Here is a 24,198-nt window from a genome sequence, read left to right on the forward strand (position 1 = left end):
AGGAAAGGGAGGCTGGGAGGGAGAGGTGATTTACGAAATGGGTGTGACCTTGCGGCGCATTTGGCGTAATTTCTGCTGCTGCGATCGCCGATGTTGGGCGCGATCCGATTCGGTAAGGGCGATCGCCAAGTCGCTCAAATGGCTTTGCGGTTGAGCCACCAGATATTGCAGGGCAAATTCAAATCGTTCCCACAGTCGCGTCATACTGGCCGCTTCAAACAAATCGGTGCTGTAGTAGAGCGAGCCTTGGATGCCTTCTGGTGTATCTGCCAGATTAATCAGCAGGTCAAATTTGGCAGTGCCGCGATCGACTTCCAACACTTCTAAGTGCAGATCGGCAAGTGATAAGGAGGGCATCGGCGCGTTTTGTAGCACAAATTTCACCTGGAATAAGGGCGTGCGGCTCAAATCCCGTGGCGGATTCAAAGCTTCAACCAATTGATCAAACGGCAAGTCTTGATGGGTGTAGGCATCTAGTGTTATCTGGCGAACGCGATGCAGCAAATCGGTCAAGGTGGGATTGCCTGAGGCATCCGTCCGCAATACCAGTTGATTCACGAAGAAACCAATTAAGCCCTCGGTTTCCACTGGGTGACGATTAGCGATATCTGTGCCGACTACCAGATTTTCCTGCCCGGTATACCAATGCAGCAATGCCTCAAATGCCGTCAGTAAGGTCATAAACAAGGTCACGCCTGACTGCTGACTGAGCGATCGCACTTGTTGAGATAAATCCTTGGAGAGTTGAATCGTATGTCTCGCCCCCTTAAAGCCTTGCATCGCTGGACGCGGATGATCCGTCGGTAAAGCTAAAACAGGCAAGTTTTCACCAAGTTGCTGCTTCCAGTAATCCAGTTGGGCTTGATAGCGATCGCCCTGTAACCATTGCTGCTGCCACACCGCAAAGTCAGGATATTGAACCGGGAGAGGGGCAAGCGGAGAGGGACGTTGGCTCACAAAAGCCGCATACAAATCTGCCAGTTCTCGCACCAAAACGCCCATCGACCAAGCATCTGAAACAATGTGATGGAGGTTCAGCAACAGGATATGTTCAGAGTCACTGAGTTTAAGCAGTGTTGCCCGTAGCAGTGGCCCTTGAGACAGATCAAAAGCATGTTGGGCTTCTACCGTGATAAGCCGCTGAACCTCAACGGTTTGTTCTGCTGCTGGTAAGGCTTGCAGATCGATGATGAGCAGCTCGAACGGGAGATAAGGCGCGATCGCTTGGGCAGGTTCTCCCTCTACGGTGGTAAAGGTGGTTCGCAGGTTGGCATGGCGCTGGATAATCTCCTGGAAACTCTGCGCTAAAGCCGCAATCTCTAACGCACCACTCAGCTTCACCGCGATGGGAATGTTGTAAAAAGGATTACCTGGTTCGAGCTGATCCAATACCCACAGTCGCCGCTGGGCAAACGAGAGCGGCAAGATAGTCTGTTCTCTTGAAAGCGGCTGAATGGCTGGAATCGGTTCTCCTGCGACAGACCGTAGTGCAGTCTCGATTCGTCCTGCCAAGCCCGCCACAGTCGGCGCTTCAAACAAATCTCTCAGGGGTGATTCAATCTGAAAAGCCCGATTGAGCCGAGAGATCACTTGCGTTGCCAGAAGCGAATGCCCGCCCAAGTCAAAGAAGTTATCGTGAATACCGACACTCTCCAATCCCAAAACTTGTGCCCAGATTCCGGTTAAGACCTCCTCCACAGGCGATCGCGCATGGTTGGAGATGGCAACCTCCTGACGCTCAGGTATTGGCAGAGCTTTGCGATCGATTTTGCCATTGGGTGTCAGCGGCAGCGCCTCCAAAACCACAATATCCGAGGGCACCATGTAGGATGGCAATTGTGCTTTTAGAGTGGTTCGGAGGGAATCTACCAGATCTACTGTCTGTGAGGGCGATACCACATAGGCAATGAGTCTCTGGGGCTGAGAGACTTCCTCATGAACAATCACTACGGCATCTTGCACCTCAGGATGCTGCGTGAAGACAGCTGCGATCGCTCCTAGTTCCACCCGAAATCCGCGAAGCTTAACCTGTTGATCTCGCCGCCCTAAGTACTCAACATTCCCATCGGGGAGATAGCGACCAAAGTCTCCAGTTTTGTAGAGGCGATCTTCTGGAGTGTTAGTTCTTGAGATAAACCGTGCTTGAGTTAACAAGACATCATTTAGATATCCTCGCGCTAAGTAGGGCGATCGCACATAGATCTCGCCCACCTCACCAATACCTGCTAACTGTTGCGACTCATTGAAAACCAGCAACTGCACATCATCAATACCCTTACCGATAGGAAGGCGATCGCGCAACCCTTCAATCGCAACTGTGGGAGGAATTACATAATGCCCCATGATTTGCGGCGTTTCGGTTGCACCATAGACATTAATGCAAGTTACAGCAGGCGCGATCGCCCGTAATCGTTCAACCAGCGATCGCGTGAGGATCTCTCCGCCACAGCAGACATAGCGTAGGAATGGAATGCCCTGGGGCTGAGTGTCCTCTACACCTTCACTCAGCAGGAGTTGCACCATTGCAGGCGTAAGGTGACTAATTGTGATCTCCTGTTGCCGCATCCAGGTTTGCAACCATCCCGGTGTGCCGATTTGCTCAGCATTGGGGATATATAGCGTTGCCCCAACCCATAGGGGTGCAAAGATATCTCGCAAGAGAGGATCATGAGCCAATCCAGAGAGTAGACTAAAGCGATCGCTGGGCTCTAGCTGCAAAGTCTTGTGATACCACTGGAAGAAGTGAGATAACGGCGCATGTTCTCCCAAAACCGCTTTTGGCTCTCCGGTTGTACCAGAGGTGAATGTCACATAAGCCAGATCGTGAGCCTTGACTTCAATGCCCGGATTGTCTGAGCTGTAGTCTTGCAGGCAGTGCTCAATTGCAGATCGCGCCGATAAATCCAGCTCACAACGACAGGAGAGTTCTTGGACAACTGCTTGCAATTCATCAGGCAGATTTGCACTGATTTGAAGCCATCCTTGAGGACGAGCAATTTGCAGGCGATCGCGCAAGGCTGCGACGGGATAGGACGGGTCAAGAATTAAGAAAGCAGCACCCGCTTTCCAGATACCTAGCAATGCTAGAACTAAAGCGGCACTGCGATCGCCGTAGATTGCCACGACATCTTGAGATTGAATACCGTGCGATTGCAGGTAATGCGCCAGTTGATTACTCCAGGCATCTAGCTCAGCGTAGCTCCAAGCTTGATCACGATCGACAATGGCAAGCTGATTGGGATGGCGTTTTGCCTGCTCTGTGAAATGGCTCTGAATCGAACCTGCCCAGCTTTCTAGTAATGGAGCTTCTGGATTAGGCAGTAAGGTTTGGGTGGTCGGCGTTACCAGGGAGAACTGAGTAATGGCCTGCTCTGGATTGGTCACAACTTGCTCTAGCAACTCCTGGAACTGCTCTTGCATGATGGCAATGCGTTCCGGGCAAAAGCGGTGCGCGTTGTAGACCCACTCTAGATGAATCTGATCCGCTTGCTCCCAGGCATAGAGGGTGAGGTCAAACTTAGAATGGGTGTGGTCATCGGCGACCGCCTCTACAGTGACTCCGGGCAATTCTAGCTTCGAGTCGCGGTAGTTGAGCAGATTAAAAAATACCTGGAATAGGGGCGTTTGATTGAGCTGCCGTTCTGGTTGCAGAACCTCCACCAGCTTTTCAAACGGCACGTCTTGATGAGCATAGGCATCCAGTGTCACCTCGCGCACCCGCTGCAACAACTCCCGGAAACTGGGCTGTCCACTCAAATCGGTTCGTAGCACCAGCGTATTCACGAAGAAGCCAATCAACGCTTCTGTCTCTTGTTGAGTGCGTCCGGCGATCGGAGAACCGACACAGAGATCGCTCTGATCGGTGTAACGGTGGAGCAACAGCTTGAATGCAGCTAACAGCGTCATAAATAAGGTTGCGCCTTCTTGATGGCCCAATCCTTTCACCGCGTCACTCAGAGTAGGGGGAAGGATATGCGATCGCTTCTCTCCTTTAAATCCAGGCGCTAAATGATCCGTAGGCAAGGCAAGCTGAGCAGATGCATCTTGGAGCTGCTGTTTCCAGTAAGAAAGCTGTTGCTCTAGAAAGTCTCCCTGTAAGCGCTGCCGTTGCCAAATAGCGAAATCGGCATATTGAATCGGGAGAGGAGAGAGGGGTGAGGAGTGTTCGCTGAAAGCGGTCCCGCAGGGTGGAGTGATGAATGCTGTATATAGCTCGGTGAGTTCTCGCACAAAAACATTCATTGACCAGCCATCGGTGATGATATGGTGCATGGTCAAGACAGCTAGGTGATGAGTGGGACTCAACCGCAGCAGCTTAATTCGGAATAGGGGTGCTTGACCCAGATCAAAGACCTGCTCAATTTCAGTTTGAATGAACTGTGCCGTTTTGGTCTCTTGAATAGAAGGTGGTAGATCTTGCCAATCGACAAGTGGAATATTGATTTTCAAGGTAGGGGCGATCGCCTGTACTGGCTCCCCATCCAAGATTTGGAACTGAGTTCTGAGAATTTCGTGACGTTCCAGAATCACATTCAAGCTGTGCTCCAAAATCGCTACATCCAAATTCCCTGTGAATCGGAATACTGCTGAGAGGTGATAAGCAGAGCTGTTTGGCTCCAGTTGATGGAGAAACCAGAGGCGTTGTTGGGAGAGTGAAAGTGGTAAGGGAGCGGTATCGCGATCGACTGGTTTTAAGGGAGCTGAGGCATTGGTGTTGTCTTGGGTGTGCTGTCTAACGGTTGCTGCTAACTCCTCGACAGTGGGCGATTCAAACAAACACCGCAACGGTAGCTCCGCATCAAAAGCTTCCCGAATCCGGGACATCACTTGGGTTGCTAGCAGAGAATGTCCGCCCAACTCAAAGAAGTTGTCATGAATGCCAATGGTACCTACTCCCAAAACTTTTGCCCAAAGTTCGGCGATCGCCGCTTCAGCATCAGTTCGGGGCGCTACAAACGTCTTGGTGAGTTCCGTCCAATCTGGGGCAGGTAATTGTTTGCGATCGATCTTGCCATTGGGTGTGAGGGGTAGTGCTTGTAGGATCACAAAAGCACCCGGAACCATATATTCCGGTAGTTTTGCCTTTAGCCAATCTCGCAGTTGAGAGGGATCGGGCGTGGCGTCTGCTTGCGGAACCACATAAGCCACGAGCTGCTGATTGCCTCCCCCATCCTGCCGGAGAATCACTACCTGTTCCCGCACATCCAGATGTTGACCTAGGACTGCCTCAATTTCACCCAGTTCAATCCGGAAACCCCGCAGCTTCACCTGATGGTCAATGCGTCCTAAGAATTCGATCGTTCCATCAGATAAGTAACGAACCAAATCCCCAGTTTTGTAGAAGCGATCGGCCCCCCCCACCTCTATTTCCCCCAGAATTGGGAGGCTAGACATATGCCGAAACGGATTGACGATAAACCTCTCCTGAGTCAGCTCAGGTCGATTGAGATATCCTCTTGCCAATCCTGCACCACCGATGTGTAACTCCCCTGGAACACCGATTGGAACAGGTTGGAGGCTTTGATTGAGCACATAGATTTGGGTATTGGCGATCGCGCGACCTAACCGCACCGGAGCATTCCCTGGTTCTACTCGTTCCACCATTGACCAAATGGTAGTTTCGGTGGGGCCGTACATGTTCCAAAGTGACTGGCTTTTGACTAGGAGTTGATCGGCCAGTTCACGGGATAAAGCCTCCCCACCGCAGAGAATCTTAAGCTGGGAATTTCCCTGCCATCCTGCCGCTAACAACAGTCGCCAGGTAGCAGGAGTTGCTTGCATCACAGTTGCGCCAGATTGCCTCATCAGTTGGATGAGCTGTTGAGCATCCATTGCTGTCCCTCGGCTGGAAAGCACTAGGCGAGCACCCGTGATAAGGGGCAGATAGACTTCTAGCGCTGCAATGTCAAAACAGATGGTCGTGACAGATAACAGCACATCTTCTGCGGTGAGTCCTGGCTCTTGACGCATTGAGTGTAAGAAGTTGGTGAGGGCATGATGCGGGATCTGTACGCCTTTGGGCTTGCCCGTGGAGCCTGAGGTATAGATCGTGTAAGCCAGATTTTCGCCTGTAGCCTGGCTCATGGGGTTCTCAGAGTTGCAACGGGCGTTGGCGAAGCCTGAGCTTGCTCGTATTGCGTCCCAATCGCTATCCAGACAAACAAACTGAGCGCTATGTTGAGGTAAGGTCTCTAACAGCGATCGCTGTGTGATCAGTACTGGAACTTGAGAATCCTCCAGCATCAGGGCAATGCGATCGGATGGATAGGCAGGGTCGAGCGGCACATACGCACCCCCCGCTTTCAAGATGCCGAGTAAGCCCACGATCAGATCGAGCGATCGCTCTACCGCAATGGCAACCAGCACCTCTGGACCAACACCGAGAGAATGCAGATAGTGAGCCAGTTGATTGGCTCGTTGATTGAGTTCTTGATAGGTCAAGGATTGATCTACGTAGGTAACTGCAATCGCATCAGGGGTACGCTCAACCTGTATCTCAAACCATTCATGAACACAGGCAGCGGGAAGAGGTTGAGCATTGCGATCGCGAGTATTCCACTCGAACAATAACTGGTGTTGTTCCGCCGCCGGGAGCAGCGGGATCTCTGCCAGCGATTGATTTGGATTGGCAATCATACCTTCCAGTAAAGTGCGGAGATGACCGAGGAGACGAGCGATCGCCTGTGGCTCAAATCGTTGCTCGTTGTAGGTCAGTTCAATTTGCCAGAATGTGCCGGGTTGAATGACCACTGTCAACGGATAGTTGGTCTGCTCAAATGTCCAGATATCCTGAACCGCCACAGAATCTGTTGCCTGTTGCAGACTGGCATCAATCGGATAATTCTCAAAGATTAACAAGCTGTCAAATAGCGGCGTGCCTTTAGGGATCTGGCTCCAAGATTGGATCTGCACCAAGGGCGTGTATTCGTAATGCCGCATCTCTGCCTGTTGCAGTTGCAGCTGTTGCAGCCAAGGCAGCAAGGTTGCTTCGGGTGACACCTGAACACAGACAGGCAAGGTGTTGATCAGCAATCCCACAATCATTTCAGCAGCGGCTAAAGAGGGAGGACGACCGGAAACGGTGCTGCCAAACACAACCTGTGCTTCCCCGCTGTAACGACTCAACAATAATGCCCAGGCTCCCTGCATCAAGGTGTTCAGGGTGAGCTGATGTTGGCGGGCAAATTGGCTCAGGGCATAGGTGATCTCTGAGTCTAGCTGGAGCGATTGACGCGCAATGGAGTTGGAGATGTGGCGATCGCCTGGGCGACGGTCAATCGCGAGTGCGGTTGGTGCAGCAGTATCCTTGAGACTGTCTTGCCAGAAGGTTTTCGCGGCGGCTAAGTCTTGCTGTTGCAGCCAAGCGATGTAGTCTCCAAAGGGGCGACTGTTGATAATGGGAAGTGCCTCTCCCTGACGCAATGCTGCGTAAGTTGTCCAGACTTGCTGCAACACCACTGCCGTGGACCAACCATCCAAAATTAGATGGTGCTTGCTCCAGATCAAGTGATAGCGATCGTCACTCAACCGAATTAGGATCAGCCGCATCAAGGGTGGACAAGTGAGATCGAAACCTCGCTGTCGATCCTGCTGGATGTATGTTTGTAACTGCTGGTGCTGTTGTTCCGGAGACTGCGATCGCCAATCGAACTGCTCTAGCGTCAGTGCCACTTGCCGATAAACGATTTGCAAGGGCTTTTCTAACCCTTCCCACTGAAAGCTAGTCCGGAGGATAACGTGGTGCTGGACGACCGTCTGCCATGCCTGTTCTAGTTGCTGTGGATGAACATCTCCCTGAAGCACACAGCCAAACTGACCCACGTAGATATCTGCTTCTGACGTGTAGAGGCTATGAAACAGAATCCCCTGTTGGGTAGGAGACAGCTCGTATAGGTTTTCAATTTGATTCAGGTTCATTGGGCACCCCCACGGGTTTGGCTCATTCGGGCGAACAGTTTGTCGAGGTCAGCTTGGCTAACGTTGGCTTGCGGGAAGTCAGAAGGCGTGAAGTTACTCACTGGAGCTGCATCAGGGTGGAGGAGCGATCGCAAGCTCGTCAAAAACTGCTGCGTCAGTCGTTCAATTGTTGGCAGAGCATGAGTTTGCGGGTTGTAAGTCCAATCCAATTGCAAACGTCCTTCTAATACCAAGGCATTGACTTCGAGCAAATACTGCCGCTGAGCTTGAGGGCTGCGGGTCGCTCCGGTGTCAATGGTCGCCATGCGGAATAGTGAGGAAGCGGCTAAAGTCGCGTCAAACTGTCCTAGATAGTTGAACAGAATCTCAGCTTGGGGTGCGTTTTGCAGGTTGGTTCGTACTAATTCATCGGAGCTGAGATAACGCAAAATGCCATAATCTACGCCACTCTGAGGAATCTGCCGCAACTGCTCTTTCACAGACTTCAGCATCTCCCTGACTTCTGCCTGAACATCTACTGTTAAGCGGGCAGGGTAGATGGCAGTAAACCAGCCCACTGTCCGGGAAACATCCACTTTTGACAGTACTTCCCGTCCATGTCCTTCCAAATCAATTAGAAAGTCTGTCTTGCCTGTCCAAGTCGCGAGGCTGTGGGCTAATGCCGTCAGTAATACTTCATCCACCTGTGCCCGGTAAGTCTTGGGCATGGTCTGGACTAATGTTTGGGTTTCGTCCGCATTGAGTGAGACAGAGAAGGTTTGGGCAGTGGCGATCGCATTCTCTCCAGTTCGATCTCCCGGTAATGCAGCCACAGGAGCATTCAAGGTTTGCAACCAGTAATCAACTGTTTTCTGGCAAGCTTCCGACTGCACATAGGTTTGCAACTGCTTTGCCCACTGCTGGAAGGAGGTTGTTTTAGGAGATAACTGCACCAATTGGCCTTGCACCAGTTGGTGATAGGCTGTTTGCAAATCCTCCAATAGTACCCGCCAAGACAGCCCATCCACTGCCAAATGGTGAATCACAATCAGCAGTTGATCCGATTGCTGTGCCCCTCGTTGAAATAGCACCACTCGCAGTAGTGGCCCTGTTTCTAGATTCAGGCTAGTTTGCGCCCAGTGAGCCGCTTGAGCGATCGCCTCTTGCTGACTTTCAACTTGATTCGATAGATCCATCACCGTGAATGGAATCTCTTTTTCAAGACCACCATTCACCTGTTGCCAGGTATCCTCGACACGCTGAAATCTCAGCCGCAGCGCATCATGGTGGCTGATCAAGTGCTGGATGGCCTGCTGCAAAATTTCAGCTTGCAGCGGAGCTTGCGCTTCCAGGAAAACAGCTTGATTCCAGTGGTGAGGTTCTGCCAAGTTTTGCTCAAAGAAGCGATGCTGAATTGGGGTCAGAGGGACCTCGCCCGTGACAAGAGTTTGAGGTGCAGCGAAATCTTCCTGCGGCTGCGCCTCAACCACCAGCGCCAACTGAGCGATCGTCTGGTGTTCAAACAACTGCCGAGGTGTGAAGCGTAACCCGATTTGGTTGGCTTTGGCGATCGCCTGAATGCTCAGGATGGAATCTCCCCCCAACTCAAAGAAGTTGTCATGAATGCCCACCTCAGCCACACCTAAAACGCTTGCCCAGATAGCCGCTAGCTGACGTTCAATTTCGTTGTGAGGCGCAGCAAAGGCAGGTTTGGCGATCGAATCCTGAGCCTTGGGAGCGGGTAGAGCTTGCCGATCCAATTTGCCATTGGCAGTCAGGGGCAAAGCTTTTAAGCCAACGAAAGCAGAGGGCACCATATATTCTGGTAATCGTTCTGCTAAAAACGCTCGCAGCGTCTCTGCCAAGCCTGGTTTATTCGGCGTTTGCGACACCACATAAGCCACCAAGTGCGGTTGATTGGGTTGATCTTCTCGTTTGATCACCACCAGCGATCGCACGTCTGGATGTTGCCCTAGTACTGCCTCAATTTCACCTAGTTCAATCCGAAAGCCGCGAATTTTTACCTGATCATCTGCCCGACCCAGAAACTCGATCGTGCCATCAGGGAGATAACGAGCGAGATCTGCAGTCTGGTAAAGGCGTGAGGAGCAGGGGACATTTTGCAGCTTCAACAGATTAGGAACGAATCGTTCCTCCGTCAGTTTTGCCTGTTGCCAATAACCTCGTGCTACATTCGCTCCGCCAATGTAGATTTCGCCAGGAACACCGACGGGAACAGGTTGTCGGTACTCGTTGAGGAGATAGATTTGGATATTAGCGATCGGAGTTCCCAAAGGCACTATCTCGGACTCAGGCAATGTCTCAGGAACTGCATAGGTGAGAACGCCCACAGCTGTCTCTGTAGGGCCGTAGTGATTGAAGATTTGGCAACTAGGAGCCTGCTGCCGCACTTGCTCAACCAACGCTCCACTCAATGCTTCTCCGCCTAGAATCAAGCGCTGACGTGGGAGAAAGCGATGTACATCAGGTGAGGTCAGCAGTGCCCGTAAATGGGATGGCACAATCTTGAGACAGTCGATGGGGTAGCGATCGCCATATTCCGCTAAGGCTGCTGGGTTCATCACCCGATCTTGGGAGAGGATATGGAGACATCCCCCAAAACAGAGGGAGGCAAAAATCATCGTGTTGCCCAGATCTGCTGCGAAGGTAGAGACGAGGGCAAAATTAGCGCCTGGAGGTAGTTCGTCGAATTTGAGCGATCGCCGTACTCCATACAAATAGTTGCTGAGTTGCCGATGTTCGACTGACACACCTTTGGGTTTCCCAGTGGAGCCAGAGGTAAACAGGATATAGGCTAGATTTGCAGGCGTGATTACAGCAGTTTTAGCCCCCCTACCCCCCCAACTTTGGGGAGAAACGGAGTCAAACTCACACGCTGAGGCAATCTCATGATCCAAACGAATCACGGTTGATGCTGCATCGGCAGGAAGTTTTGTCAGTAAAGAGGATTGCGTGATCAGAACTGGAATCTCTGCCTCTTGCAGTCGTGCTGCTAAGGCCGCAGGTGGCAAGCTAGGATCGAAAGGAACATACGCGCCCCCCGCCTTGAGGATGGCAAGCAAGCTAATGATCATCTCCAGCGATCGCTCCAGGTAAATCGCTACCGGAGTTTCTAGCTCCACACCTCGTTGCTGCAACTCATAGGCAAGTTGATTCGCCTTATCGTTGAGCTGCTGGTAGGTGAGCGATTCATTTTCAAAGACCACCGCAACTTGACCTAGCGATCGCTTAACCTGTGCCTCAAACAGCTCATGAATGCAAAGTTGCGGATACTCTACAGCGGTTTGATTGAGGGTAAGGAGTTGCTGGCGATCGCTCTCGGTTAGGATCTCCAATTTGCCAATAGCTGTCTGCGGATCGCCAATCACGTTCTCCAAGAGAACTATCAAGCGTCTTGCCAATTGCTGAACAGCTTCAGCTTCAAATGCTTGAGCGTTGTAGTGCAGTTCCAAGTTTAGTTCTTCACGCTGCTGACCTACCAGCTTTAGCTGAAACGACTCGATGTGGATTTGTCGCTGCTGGATTGTCCAGTTAAGATTGTCAGACGCAAATGATGGTGATTGATCCAGCCATTCAAAGCCAAAAGGAAGAAAAGGTGGATGATGCGCAATCGCTAGTTCTGGCACATCTTTCCAGGTAAACGCTTCCTGCCATTGAGCCGCTGTTTGGAGGGAGGAGTGGAACTGCTGGAGCAGGGTATCAAAGGGCAGAGTTGCTTCTAGCTCAGAGGCGATCGGCAAGACTTTTGCTAGCAGCCCCAGAGCCGACTCCAGTTCCTCATACTGCCGTCCCGCATCCGTTACACCCAAGATAAAAGTGGATTGATCAGTATGCCGCCACAGTAAAACCTGCCAAGCAGCCAGGAGTAAGGTGGAAAGAGAAACTTGATGAGATTGGGCGATCGTCGTTAGCGCTTGAGTCTGTTCATTGGAAATAGTTAGAGTTAGCTGCTGGAACTGAAACCCCAGTTTCTCTGGCGATCGCTGTTGGCCTGGCAGTTGCAAACGCTCCAAGGGTACCCAGGTTTGTTGCCGCCAGTAGGCTCTTCCGGCTACGGCTTCCTCACTTTCTAACAGTTCACATTGCCAAGCAGCGAGATCGGCATACTGCACCGGATCAACCGCATATTCTTCTGCCTGCACAATCGCGGCATAGGCTTGACTGATTTGATCTACTAAATGGGTCAGAGCGATCGCATCGGTACACCAAACCGGAAGAACCAGTTGCAGGAGATGTTGATCGGTTTCCAGTTTTGCCAAACGTGCTGTCAGCGGAGAACGAGCCGTAGTCAAAGCATCGGGCTCAAATTCTAATGCTTGTCCATCCCAGGATTTGAGGGTGGGGAGATGGTCAGTAATCACCTGTAAAGGGAGATCCGTTCCGGGCAAAACAGCGATCGCAGTGCGGAGAATTTCGTGCTGCTGCGCTACCTGCTGGATCGCTGCTTCTAGAACCTGAAATTGCAGATCTCCCTCAATGAGAACCAGACAGGTTGCCCAATTGGCGGACTGTTGATCTTGCTGAAACTGACATCGCTGTTGCTGCGGTGAAAGCTGAAATCCTTCAAGGGTTGGAGTGTGCATGGTTGAATCTGAAATATCGGATCTAGAGGAAGCGATCGCAGGGACAGACGGTTAATGGTTGGTGTAGGGCTGGGTTTAGCAGAAGATATTGAGTCAGTTCAGCGAGGGATATTCAAAACCTGCCCCTACGAGGTATCTAATTGATGTCAGGCGATCGCGATTCACAAGGTTCTGCCATCCCCACCACCACTTTGCGGGGACCGACAAAGGGAGTCCGTCCGTGAGCGGCGAGCAGGTTGTCGAGTAACAAAATATCGCCCTGCTGCCAGGGAAAAATCACCATTTCTTGCTGATAGACTTCCCGAATCTCATTCAGAACGGAATTTTCAATAGGCGTTCCATCGCCGTAGTAGGCATTGCGAGGCAATTCTTCGGGGGGAACCACTGCCAGCAAAGACTCTCGCACTGTTGGCGCTAAACTCGACACATGGAACAAATGGGCTTGATTAAACCAAACGCGATCGCCCGTAGCGGGATGAACCACGATCGCTTGACAGACCTGCCGTGTTCTCAGGCGATCGTCACTACGCCATTCCCATTCAATTCCTGCTTGACGACAGTAGACTTCTACTTCTGAACGCTCTGAGGTTTGGAAAACTGTTTGCCAGGGAAGATCGAGGCCACCGCCATAGTTGCGGGCATACATCACCTGCTTCTCGATGAAGCGCTCCTTAATTCGGGGGTCTAATTTTTGGAAAATTTTACGGCTGTCCGCGATCGGGGTGGCCCCGTCTTTAATGGCGGGCTGTACGCAGTAAAAGGCGATTCTCAAAGGATAGCTACGGCTATAGGCCATCTCATTGTGGAGCGGAATCCACTGATCAGCTGGATATTCCGTTGAGGTATAGATCTTGCCGCTGACCGTGCTGCGGGGTGTGGAGCGATAGGAGTAATCGAGCAAAGAGCCATAAAGAGATTGCATCCACTGCTCAAAGGCGGGCACGCTGTTGATATTGAAGTTACGAAACAGAATGCCGCCATGTTGCAACAGTTGAGTTTCCAGCCACTGCTGCTGATTCAATACCCAGGTTTCTAAATTTAACCCTTCTACTTGGGGTTGAATAATTAGCGGTAAAGGCTGGTCTGGTTGCAACTGGCTCGTCGTGACTAGTTCTGTCGCAGCCGAAAAGCTGACGGCGCGGCGTTTAATGCCTTGGAGTTTGAGACGGGAAGGGGATTCTGGGTGACTCATGGTTTAAAGGTGTTTTTTAAGACCGTTTACGTTTAATTTGGCTGAGTTTTTGTCGCTGGGTGGCTTTAAAGGCTTGCCCTGCCTGCTGTTGCTGCTGTTTCTCAGTTTCGGCTAAGATCTGCGTTAAACGACTCAGGCGGATATCCAGTTGGGCAATGACAGTTTCTAGTAAGGTTTGGTAGAGGCGGGCTAGGCGAGTAATGGCGATCGCCTCAAATCGAGCGGTTTTATATTCAAAAAAGCCCTCCAGTCCAGCCGTGGTTTCTGTAAGATCCAGCTTCAGGTCATGCCGCACCACACCGACATCTATGTCAGACAGCGTTAATTGCAATCCAGGCATCTCAACGCTGGGCATAGGGGTATTTTGCAGTACAAACCAAGTTTGGAAGAGAGGCGATTGCCCCAGTTGGCGATCGATCTGGAGTTCGGTTACTAGTCGCTCAAACGGCACATCCTGATTGGCATAAGCTCCCAGTGCCGTCTCTCGCACCCGCAACACCAATTCTCGAAAAGTAGGATCACCAGATAAGTCGGTTCGCAGCACCAGCGTATTCACAAAGAAGCCAATCAAGCCCTCAATTTCCCGATGATTACGGTTCGCGATCGGAGAACCCACAGCAATATCCGTTTGCTGGGTGGCATAGTGAAGCAAGGCATTAAACCCTGCCAACAGCGTCATAAATAAAGTGGCGTCGATTTCTTGACTCAACGTTTTGAGCGCTGTGGTTAAGTTAGCAGCGAACGTGAGCGGATATCGTGCGCCTTGAGATGTGGCTGGTGCTTCTGAAGAGGAATTGGCGATCGCAAACTTTAACGGTGGCGGAATCTCCTTGAACTGGGCTTTCCAGTAGGCAAGCTGCGATTCCAGCACCTCTCCTTGCAACCACTGACGCTGCCAAACGGCAAAGTCGGCATATTGAATGGGGAGATTTGGCAGGCTTGGGGCTTCTCCTTGAGCAAAAGCAGCATACAAATCCGCCACCTCTTGCAAGAAGACCCCGATCGACCAAGCATCCGAAATGATGTGGTGTAAGCTCAGTAGGAGAGTATATTCGTGATCTCTCAAATGCAGGAGCGTGAATTGAAAGAGAGGCGCTTGGTTGAGATCGAAGCGGTGTTGGCTTGCCTGCTGGAGCCACGAGCTGAGATCAGCGTTGTCCTGACGCAAATCCACTACAGGCAAATCCACCGGGAGCGTTGGCAGAATTACCTGAATTTGTTGTCCTTCCTCGACAACAAATTGTGTCCGTAACACCTCATGCCGCTGGACAAGTGCATTCAAACTTTGCTCTAGCGCTGTAATGTCGAGATGTCCCTGAAGTTGAATTGCGCCTGCACAGTTATAGGACAAATCATCAGGGTTGAGTTGATGCAAGAACCAGAGCCGCTGTTGAGCAAAAGAGAGAGGGAGTTGCTGCCGCTGAGCGAGGCGTTGTAGAGGCGGAACTGCTGCGGTTGTGCTGCTAGCTTGTTCTACCTGAGTGGCAAATTCCGCGATCGTGGGATAAGCAAATATTTGCCGCAGGGATATGTCCACCCCTAAAGTTTCCCGAACGCGAGAGATCACCTGAGTGGCCAAGAGGGAATGTCCACCCAGTTCAAAGAAATTGTCCTGAATGCCAATAGCATCAGTGACGAGCAGTTGCGACCAGATCTCAGCCAGTTGTTTCTCGGTAGCGGTGCGAGGTGGAATCAGTTGCGATCGCACCACAGCATCGCCCGTAGGAGCAGGTAAATTCTTGCGATCGAGCTTGCCATTGGGGGTCAGCGGGATTGATGACAAAGGCACAAAAGTGCTGGGAACCATATATTCCGGTAGTCTTGCCTTCAGCCAATCTCGTAACTGAGAAATTAGATCTGGTGTGGTTTCTGCTTGCGGCACAATATAGGCCACCAGTTGCTCGCCTTTTTCACCTTGTCCCTCTTGCACAATTACTGCTTGCTCTTGCACACCGGGATGTTGGCTGAGAGCGGCTTCAATTTCACCCAGTTCGACTCGGAAGCCGCGCAGCTTCACTTGGTGATCAATGCGTCCCAAGTACTCAATCGTGCCATCGGAAAGATACCGCGCTAGATCTCCGCTTTTGTAGAGAAGTGAGGAGAGGGGTGAGGAGTGTTCGCTGAAGGAATTGACAATGAATCGTTCCTGGTTTAACTCAGGGCGGTTGAGATAGCCACGAGCAACACCTGCTCCACCCACATACATTTCACCAGGCACACCGATCGGGACTGGTTGCTGATACTGATTCAGGATAGATACCTGGAGGTCTGAAATCGTCTTACCGATTACACTTTTGGTAGCATCAAGAACAGTCATGGAGAGCGGGTGATATGTTACATGCACCGTGGTTTCTGTAATGCCGTACATGTTGACGAGCTGAGGAACTTGGTCGCCATGCCGCTCAAACCAGGGTTGCAAGCTGGGATAAGATAACGCTTCTCCACCAAAAATGACTAAACGGAGGCTGAGATCTGGAGATACTTCCAAAGCTGTTTCTGCTTGAATCAGCTGACGGAACGCTGAGGGTGTTTGATTAAGGACGGTCACCCGTTCTTGGCACAACAATTTATAAAATGCTTCCGGCGATCGCGTGTTCCAATAAGACACCACGACCAATCGCCCACCATACAGCAATGCCCCCCAGATCTCCCAAACGGAGAAGTCAAAGGCGTAGGAGTGAAAGAGCGTCCAAACATCCTGTTCGTTGAAGTGGTAGCAGGATTGAGTGGCGGTAAAGAGACGCACGACATTGCGATGGTTGACTAATACGCCTTTCGGTTTACCTGTAGAGCCAGACGTGTAAATGACATAGGCGAGATGGTCGGCTGTCACGCCACTCACCAAATTGTCAAGGCTTTGTTGGCTGATGACGGGAGCATCGCGATCGAGGCAAACGACCTTAGTTCCCTGAGGAGATAACTGCTGCTCGTGGCTGCTCATCGTTACCAATACTGGCACCTGAGCATCATTGAGCATGAACGCTAGACGCTCTGCTGGGTAGGAGGGGTCTAGTGGCACATAGGCACCCCCCGCTTTGAGAATCGCGAGGATGCTAATGATCATCTCTAGCGATCGCTCAACACAAAGGCCAACCAGCACTTCTGGGCCAACACCGAGCGATCGCAGATAGTGAGCCAGTTGGTTAGCGCGTTGGTTGAGTTCGCTGTAGGTGAGAGATTGGTCTTCGTAGGTAACGGCGATCGCATCGGGTGTCCGGGCTACCTGAGCTTCAAACAGCTCAACCAAGTTCGAACCTGGCTCTACAGCAAACTCTTGCTCGGTCTGATTCCATTTGATAATTTGCTGCCACTCTGCCGTAGTCAACAAACAAAACTCTGACAGATGGCGATCGGGATTGGCAACAACCTGCTCCAACAGATGCTGGAAGTGTCCCAGCAGGCGTTGCACAGTGGCCGATTTAAACAAATCGGTGTTGTACTCGATCGCTCCCGTTAGACCTTGCTCGGTTTCAGAGAGGGCAAAGAACAAATCTAATGTTGCCGTATGGGTGTCGATCTCCTCTAGGGATGTCACGGTTAAACCGGGGAGAGTCAGGGGTGGCATTGGGGCGTTTTGTAGGACAAACTTAACCTGGAACAGTGGCGATCGCCCTGAGGTTCGATCGGGGTTGAGAGTCTCTACCAGCGTGTTGAATGGGAGGTCTTGATGGGCGTAGGCGTCTACTGTCACCTGTCGCACCCGTGCCAATAGCTGCCGAAAGGTGGGATTTCCAGATAGATCGGTTCGCAGCACCAACTGATTCACAAACAGCCCAATCAACCGTTCGGTTTCGGTACGGTTGCGATTGGCGACATCGGTGCCTACGACCACATCCTCTTGCCCGCTGTAGTAGTGCAGCAGCAGGTTAAAAGCGGTGAGGAGCGTCATAAATAGCGTCGCACCTTCTCTCTGGCTTAGGGCTTTCAGCGATCGCGTTAGGGAATCTGAAAGCTGCACCGGAAGTTTCGCACCATTAAAAGTTTGGGAGGAGGGGCGCGACTTATCTGTGGGCAAGTTGAGAATTGGCAAATCCTGTAACTGCTGCTGCCAATAGGCAAGTTGAGTTTTGGCGGTTTCACTGGTTTGCCATTGCCGTTGCCACACGGCCACATCACCATATTGAATCGGTAGTTCTGGCAAAGACACAGGCACTTGACAGCTGAACGCCTGATAGCAAGCCGCCAATTCTTCAATAAATACCCCCCGCGACCAACCATCGGCAATCAGGTGATGGAGAATCACCAACAGCACATGGTGAGTGGCATTGAGGCGCAGCAAAACCGCTCGCAGCAAGGGGCCATGAGCGAGGTCAAACGGATGCTGAGATTCTTGGAGTAAGAGGGAGGCCAGCTCAGATTCTTGGGATTCGAGGATTTGGCGATCGCTAATCTCTCTGAGTACTAACTGGCAAGCTAATGTAGGATGAATGACTTGAATCGGTTGACCATCTTGTGTAGTGAAGGTGGTCCGCAGGCTTTCGTGGCGCTGCATGATGGCACTAAAACTTTGCTGAAGGGCGATCGCGTTGAGTGCCCCTTCTAACCGCACCGCAAAGGGAATATTATAGAGGCAACTATTGGGTTCTAGCTGTTCAAAAAACCAAATCCGCTCCTGGTCAAAGGATAAAGGTAGCGAATTTCCAGATTGTCGACGCGGAATCGTGAGAACCTGAGCAGACTGTTCTCTTTGTTGTTTGAGTCGCTGCTCAAATAGCTTTCGTTGTTCTGGAGAGAGAGCCGCAATCCGTTTAGCCAGGTCATTCATCGTTTCAGCGCCCATGATGATCAAAAGAAACTCAAAGCTGAGTATTGGCCTGAAGAGGCAGCCGCAACAGGTTCAAGGGAGAGAGATTGTTGGATGCGATCTTTGAAATGGTTGAGATGCTCCAAACTGGCGATCGCTAGATCAAAGTCAATGCCAAAATCAATCAGGCAAGCGACTTCATCTACCCCAATTTCCCGGAGGCGTTGAATCACGGGTTCACAGGTTTCAGCGGTACCAATTAAGGTTTTGCCATCGAGATAACGCTCAAAGCCAAATTGCAGCAGCGTCTCAATATCACTTTCGGTAAATTGTGCTAGGTTGATAGGCAAATTCTCTCGCTTGACCAAGCTTTCAATCAGGTCAAAGTGAGTTTTTAAGTAATTACAAAAGGGAGCTTGCACCTGCCGCTTCACCTGCTCATAGTCTTCACTGATAAAGGTATGCATCATTAGGGAGACTTGGCCTGCATCGGGATCATGACCGTATTGAGCGCGAGCCTTCCGGTAAAGCTGGATTTTCGGTGCCAGTTCATCTACCGATGAGTGCAGCAGGGAAGTCAAAACATTAGCACCGAGCCGTGCTGCCTCTGTAAACGTGTGATCAGAATGGCAGGTAATCCAAATCGGCAGTTTGGGCTGAACTGGGCGAGGCAAGGTGCGAACTTGCACAGGCTGCCCCGATCCATTTTTGCGTTCAATCGCTTCACCTTCCCACAACCGTTGCACCGTATCGATTTCGCGCCACATCACGGCTTGGCGATCGCGATAATTTTTGGGCAACAACACAAAGTCATCCACATGCCAGCCATAGGCAAACGTAAGACCCACCCGACCGTTGGATAAGTTATCCACCACTGCCCACTCTTCGGCTACCCGCAGCGGCTCTTGCAGGGGTAAAACCACACTCCCCGATCGCAACTGTACCCGCTCAGTAATCATCGCCAGAGCGGCATTAATCACCGCTGGGTTGGGATACAGCCCGCCAAAGTCATGAAAGTGCCGTTCGGGAATCCAGATGGAAGAAAACCCGTGGCGATCGGCGAATTTTGCACCTTCTGTTAGGAGCCGATATTTATCGGAACTGTGGGTAGAACCGTCGCCAGAGAAGTAAAAGAGACCAAACTGCATGATGATTAGCGAGAAGTTTCCAATTGATTTTGAAGCTGCTCAGGCGTGAGATTTTCAATATCTGCCAGGAGTTGCGCGATCGCCTCTAAATCCTCACCTTGCGGTTGCTGAGACTCAATCCACTGCGCCAATTCAGCGATCGTGGAAGCCTCGCCCAACAGCACTCGCAAAGGTAATTCCACCTGGAATAGATCGCGCAATCGGGAGACCGCCTGGACTGCCAAAAGGGAATGCCCACCCAACTCAAAGAAACTGTCATGAATGCCAATCGGTTCAACCCCCAAGAGGTCTTGCCAGATATCAGCAATCTGTTGTTCTACGGCACTGTGAGGCGCGACATAGGCACTGTGCGGCAGGAGATGATGACGCGATCGCCCTTCTGATGCGGAGACAAACTGATCGATAGAAGCAGACTGAGTTTGCTGCAACACCGTTTGCTGATGCTGCTCAACCACGGCCTGTAAATCTTGCGTCGAGACAATCACCTGCGGCAAGCCACTTTGCAGAATTCGTTGGAAGACTTCAATGCCCTCCTCGGTGGTCAATCCCTGCTGTAAACTAGCTGCTCGCTGTTGCTGCAAGGCTTCTGGAAGCGTTGTATTTACTGCCATTCCCACCTGTTGCCAAGTATCCCAATTAATCGCGATCGCCGGGGAACCATATTTGGCAGTCCAATAGTGAGCAAACGCATCGAGGAAGGCATTGGCAGCACAGTAATCGCTCTGACCAAATTCGCCAATGATGCTGCTGAGGGAAGAACACAGGCAGAGGAAATCCAGCGAGATCTCTTGTAGCACTTCCTTCAAAACGAGGGTGCCTTGCACTTTCGGCGCGAGAACCGCCGCTGCGGCTTCAAAGGTTTTCAGTTGGGCAATGCCACCCCCAGCAATTCCTGCGGCGTGGATTACTCCATTCAACTTGCCAAATCGTTGTAGCGTCTGAGCGATCGCCTCTCTCATCTGCTCTCGATTTGTCACATCTGCTTGAACGACCAGAACCTCTGCGCCCAAGGCTTCCAGTGCTTGTAGGGTTTGAGACTCTGCTTGTCCCGAACGGCTGATTAGAACCAGCTTGGCCTGTACCGATTCAGCCAGGTAACGAGCGAGAGATAAACCAATGCCACCCAATCCACCTGTGATTAGGTAAACACCACCCGGTTGTAATTGAATTTGAGGGGTTGATGGGGACTCCAGATTTACAGGCTCTAGAGATTGTACCCAACGATGCCGCCCACGATAAGCAATCTGCTGAAAGGGTTGCTCTGAAGTGGTGGAACAAAGTTCTGTGGTGAGGTGTTGAATTGTTGACCCTCTAGCCCTCCAACCTTGTGGGGAACCAGACGCATTGGTCGTACGTGAATCGAGATCGATGTGAGAGCAGGTCAGGTTGAGCTGTTCTCTGGGCAAGACACGACAGAACCCTAGGCTGGTTGCTGCGGTTGGATCAAGCGCTTCTTGACCTGTGATATCGTACAAGTCTTGCGTAATTACGGTCAGATGAACTCGATCGCTGAAATTCTGTTGCGCCAAAGCTTGGGTTAGATAAAGCAGACTATAGAATTCCAAAGATTGCTTCTCTTCAGGCGATCGCGCTTCTCCCTCTAAGTTCCAGCAGTGAGCGATCGCCGTTGGCTGTTGAGAGATTGTCTGAAAGAGTGTTTGATAGTCTTCTGGCGTTTGGGGATTGATGGTGTAGGTGCGCTCATCTTTCTGAGTAAAGCGATCGCCCATCATCACGGTTGTCACTGCATGTCTCGCTTGTCCTAACTGACTAGCAAGCTCAGATCCAACGCCTGATGAGTCCGCCAGGATTAGGTAATGTTGAGGATTGGCGATCGTAGGTGCTACTAATGGCGATTGCTGCCAGGAAGGGACATAAAACCAATCACTGACATTTGACTTTTTGCCTAAAGCAGGGGCTGCTGGTGTGGAATTTGCCTGCTTGGTAGGCGGATCAATCCAATACCGTTGACGCTCAAAGGGATAGGTGGGCAAGGGTAACCGTCGTCGTTGCTCATGGGCATAGAAGCCTGACCAGTCAATTTCTAAACCTGCTAACCACAGCCGCCCTAGGACATTGAGCAAAAAGGAAATATCTGATTCGATCTCTTTTGGCGCATCTTTGGGATGACGCAGAGAGGAGAGGATGATTTGCCCGCTGGCTTGCGATTGATGCTGGCGGATCAGGGTGCTGAGGGTGCGACCGGGGCCAACTTCAAGCAGAATGCAGTTTGGCTCTTGCAGCAGTTGGCTCACTCCCGCCGAAAAGCGTACTGGTTGCCGTAGATGCTGCACCCAATAGTCAGGGCTGGTTGCTTCTGCTGAGGTCATCCAGGTGCCTGTCAGGTTCGACAGTAGCCGCAGAGTCGGAGGCTGCAACTTCACCTGACTCACCGCTGCTCGGAAAGAGACCAAGATCGGTTCCATCATGGCAGAGTGGAATGCGTGAGATGTGTGGAGCAAGCGACATTCTACGTTTTGGGCAGTTAGGCGATCGCGCAACTCTTCAATTGCAGCCGTTGTACCCGACACCACACATAGATTGGGAGCATTGATGGCTGCTAAAGAGAGATCATGGTTCAGCCAAAGTTTGATTTGTGTCTCAGATAGGGAAACCGCCAGCATCGACCCCGTGGGCAGGGATTGCATGAGCTGACTCCGTTTTGCCACCAACCTGAGCGCATCCTCAAACGAGAACACACCCGCCAAACAAGCGGCGACATATTCACCCACGCTATGGCCAGTCAATGCTTGCGGCTGCACTCCCCAAGACATCCAGAGTTGCGCCAAGGCATATTCCACCAAGAACAACGCAGGTTGAGCGATCGCTGTTTGTTGTAGTTGTTCGCTACCAGATTCAGTTTCTGTGCAGTACAAGAGATCTCGCAAATCTAGCCCCAGGATGGATTTCAACAGCTCAGAGCCGCGATCGATCCATTCTCGAAACACAGGTTCTGTTTGATATAGATCCCGCCCCATGCCGGCATATTGCGCTCCCTGCCCTGGGAAGAGGAAAGTGATAGAGCGGCTTTGCGGTGCTTCTACGTGGGTGACAATCTGTTTGGGCTCTTGCGATCGCAGGATTTGGATTGCTTCAGCGTTATCTCGACAGACCACCATCCGCCGATGATTAAACCGCTGCCGTCCTACCTGGAGAGTATGGGCAACATCCGCTAAATTCTGCTCTGGGTGCTGAGCTAAATGATCGCGCAAACGAGTCGTTGCCGCTTCTAAAGCAGTTGTGGTTTTGGCAGATAACAAAAGCAGTTGCCAGGGTCGAGAAGTACCAGATGAGGGGAGGTTTGGCGCTTCTTCGAGTACCGCATGGGCATTCGTGCCACCGATGCCAAAGGAGCTTACACCTGCCCGTCGCGGAGCATGATTCGTTTTCCAATCTGTGAGTTGGGTATTTACATAAAACGGACTGTTGGCAAAATCAATTTGTGGATTCGGTTGCTCAAAATGCAGGCTGGGCGGAATTTGTTGGTGATGTAGCGCCAGTGTGGTTTTGATCAGACTGGTCACACCCGCCGCCGCGTCTAAATGGCCGATATTTGTCTTAACGGAACCGATCGCACAGAACTGTTTTTTTTGAGTTTGGCTGCGGAAGGCTTGCGTCAGAGCACTAATTTCAATCGGGTCACCGAGGGCAGTTCCGGTGCCGTGGGTTTCAACGTAGCTGATAGTCTCTGGTTCAATTTCCGCCACTGCCAGGGCTTCCGCGATCGCCTCGGCCTGTCCTTCCACACTAGGAGCCGTATATCCCACTTTCACTGCGCCATCATTGTTGATTGCAGTACCCTTAATCACAGCGTAGATCATGTCTCGCTCGGCGATCGCATCTTCCAATCGCTTCAGTACTACGACACCGACACCATTGCCTGCCACGGTGCCTGCTGCCTGAGCATCAAAAGCGCGACAGCGACCATCCGGTGAGAGAATCCCTCCTGTTTGATGTAAATATCCGGTGCGATGAGGCACAGAGATCGTTACTCCACCTGCCAATGCCATATCACACTGATAGCTGAGCAAACTCTGACAAGCGAGATTAGTCGCGACCAAAGAGGTAGAACAAGCAGTCTGGATATCGAGGCTTGGCCCCTTCAAATTGAGCTTGTAGGAAACTCGCGTGGTGAGATGATCTTTTTCATTACTGAGCACGGTTTGATAGCCGTGGGTTTGATCAAGCAACTGGGGATGGCCCGCCAGGTTGAAGACTAAATAACTATCCCAACCTACACCTGCATAAACACCAATCCGTCCGTCATATCGTTGTGGGTCGTATCCGGCGTGCTCTAATCCCTCCCAAGCACACTCCAAAAATAAGCGCTGCTGGGGGTCTAGCGTCTCCGCTTCCCGTGGGCTGTAGCCAAAGAAGATCGCATCAAATTGATCAATGCCATCCAAGACAGCGCCCGCTTTTACATAGTTGGGGCGCTGTAAGAGATCGGGATCTACCCCCGCCGCCAACAATTCCTCATCGCTAAACCAGGCGATCGCTTCTACGCCATTTTGCAAGTTGTGCCAGAATTCCTGAATGTTTTTCGCGCCTGGAAAGCGACCTATCATGCCGATAATGGCGATTCCATCGAGTGAGTTGGTCGTCATGGATTTC

Annotated in this window: 6 protein-coding genes; all 6 read right to left on the reverse strand. The window is 51.5% G+C overall.

The window, feature by feature from the left end:
- Window positions 1-30 precede the first annotated feature (30 nt).
- Window positions 31-7,917 carry an amino acid adenylation domain-containing protein gene (locus H6F68_RS06005; protein ID WP_190557306.1) on the reverse strand — a complete coding sequence of 2,629 codons (7,887 nt, stop codon included), beginning with the start codon at window positions 7,915-7,917 and terminating at the stop codon, window positions 31-33.
- Window positions 7,914-12,500 carry a non-ribosomal peptide synthetase gene (locus tag H6F68_RS06010; protein ID WP_190557308.1) on the reverse strand — a complete coding sequence of 1,529 codons (4,587 nt, stop codon included), beginning with the start codon at window positions 12,498-12,500 and terminating at the stop codon, window positions 7,914-7,916. Before H6F68_RS06010 ends, H6F68_RS06005 begins: the two co-directional genes overlap by 4 nt.
- Window positions 12,501-12,636: 136 nt before the next feature.
- Window positions 12,637-13,692, reverse strand: a complete 1,056-nt coding sequence (locus H6F68_RS06015) for a TauD/TfdA family dioxygenase (RefSeq protein WP_190557311.1) — start codon at window positions 13,690-13,692, stop codon at window positions 12,637-12,639.
- Between the two features lie 16 nt (window positions 13,693-13,708).
- Window positions 13,709-18,472 carry a non-ribosomal peptide synthetase gene (locus H6F68_RS06020; RefSeq protein ID WP_199299936.1) on the reverse strand — a complete coding sequence of 1,588 codons (4,764 nt, stop codon included), beginning with the start codon at window positions 18,470-18,472 and terminating at the stop codon, window positions 13,709-13,711.
- 5 nt (window positions 18,473-18,477) lie between these two features.
- A complete protein-coding gene (locus H6F68_RS06025) occupies window positions 18,478-19,584 on the reverse strand; it encodes an LLM class flavin-dependent oxidoreductase (protein WP_190557313.1) in 1,107 nt (368 codons plus the stop codon).
- Between the two features lie 5 nt (window positions 19,585-19,589).
- Window positions 19,590-24,191, reverse strand: a complete 4,602-nt coding sequence (locus H6F68_RS06030; protein WP_190557315.1) for a type I polyketide synthase — start codon at window positions 24,189-24,191, stop codon at window positions 19,590-19,592.
- Window positions 24,192-24,198 lie beyond the last annotated feature (7 nt).

The sequence above is a fragment of the Trichocoleus sp. FACHB-262 genome (assembly GCF_014696035.1).
Lineage (GTDB): Bacteria > Cyanobacteriota > Cyanobacteriia > FACHB-46 > FACHB-46 > Trichocoleus.

Bases quoted from the DNA above. Each gene is read 5' to 3' on its own strand.
- H6F68_RS06005 (WP_190557306.1), bottom strand. From the start codon at position 7,917: ATGAACCTGAATCAAATTGAAAACCTATACGAGCTGTCTCCTACCCAA.
- H6F68_RS06010 (WP_190557308.1), bottom strand. From the start codon at position 12,500: ATGCACACTCCAACCCTTGAAGGATTTCAGCTTTCACCGCAGCAACAG.
- H6F68_RS06015 (WP_190557311.1), bottom strand. From the start codon at position 13,692: ATGAGTCACCCAGAATCCCCTTCCCGTCTCAAACTCCAAGGCATTAAA.
- H6F68_RS06020 (WP_199299936.1), bottom strand. From the start codon at position 18,472: ATGGGCGCTGAAACGATGAATGACCTGGCTAAACGGATTGCGGCTCTC.
- H6F68_RS06025 (WP_190557313.1), bottom strand. From the start codon at position 19,584: ATGCAGTTTGGTCTCTTTTACTTCTCTGGCGACGGTTCTACCCACAGT.
- H6F68_RS06030 (WP_190557315.1), bottom strand. From the start codon at position 24,191: ATGACGACCAACTCACTCGATGGAATCGCCATTATCGGCATGATAGGT.